Origin of the sequence: Nocardioides fonticola, assembly GCF_039536805.1 — a bacterium.
Classification (GTDB): Bacteria; Actinomycetota; Actinomycetes; order Propionibacteriales; family Nocardioidaceae; genus Nocardioides; species Nocardioides fonticola.
Genome location: NZ_BAAAZH010000043.1, coordinates 1 through 736 on the forward strand (window position 1 = coordinate 1; position 736 = coordinate 736).

General features: G+C 65.6%; 1 protein-coding gene. It reads left to right on the forward strand.

Features of this window, described 5'->3' with window-relative positions:
- Positions 1-736, forward strand: a 736-nt coding sequence (locus tag ABD671_RS22300) for an IS30 family transposase (RefSeq protein ID WP_344735728.1), incomplete at both ends; no start/stop codon positions are given.

Sequence of the window (736 nt, forward strand, 5' to 3'; positions counted from 1 at the left end):
TGGCCGGTACTCGGCCAAGCGCGGGCAGGCGGTCGCGGTGGCCAACGGGAAGCGACCCAAGCCGTGCAAGTTGGCGCTGAACTCGGAGTTGCGTGAGCGGGTGGAGCAGGATCTGGGCAAGCGGTACTCCCCGCAGCAGATCGCCAACCGGTTACGCCATGACTTTCCTGATGACCCGGAGATGTGGGTGCACCACAACACCATCTACGAATCGATCTACATCCAAGGCCGCGGTGTGTTGCGTGCTGACCTGGGCAAATGTCTGCGCAGTGGGCGGATCAAGCGCCGGCCCCAACGCCTTGATGGGCACGAGGAGCGGCGCGGCACTTTGCCGGACAAGGTGATGATCAGCGAGCGTCCCGCCGAGGTCGCCGATCGTGCTGTGCCGGGGCACTGGGAGGGCGATCTGATCGTGGGCAAGCTCAACGGTTCCGCGATCGGGACCCTGGTCGAGCGCACCACGAACTACACGCTGTTGTTGCACCTGCCCGAGGGTCACGGCACCGAGGCGGTCACCGAGGCGTTGATTGCTCGGATGGCCCAGCTGCCCGAGGAACTGCGCCGGTCGGTGACCTGGGACCAGGGCAAGGAGATGGCCGCGCACAAGAAGCTCACCAGCGGACGGCTCGGGGAGGACTTCAAGGTCTACTTCTGCGACCCCCGCTCACCGTGGCAGCGCGCGGTCAACGAGAACACCAACGGCCTGCTGCGCCAGTACTTCCCCAAGGGAACCGAC